Genomic DNA, 251 nt, shown 5'->3' on the forward strand with positions numbered 1-251 from the left:
GTGACCAATGCCGCATGGTTTGCACTGCCTAACTTTGTGACACCTGAATTCAACATCAATGCCATTCTGTTTATGATTCCAGTGGCTATTGCCCCAGCGGTAGAGCACGTTGGCGATATGCTGGCCATCTCTAACGTGACAGGTAAAGACTACCTGAAAAAGCCAGGCTTACACCGCACCATGGCCGGTGACGGCGTTGCCACAATGGCAGCAAGCATGATGGGCGCGCCACCTAACACGACCTATAGTGA

The 251-nt window shown here is 52.2% G+C and carries 1 protein-coding gene; it reads left to right on the forward strand.

What is annotated here, in order from left to right; genetic code table 11:
• Nucleotides 1-251: solute carrier family 23 protein (locus tag AB4585_RS29605; protein ID WP_372172415.1), on the forward strand; the 251-nt coding region annotated here is incomplete at both ends.

It is taken from the genome of Vibrio sp. 10N.222.49.C9 (assembly GCF_041474985.1).
GTDB lineage: Bacteria > Pseudomonadota > Gammaproteobacteria > Enterobacterales > Vibrionaceae > Vibrio > Vibrio crassostreae_C.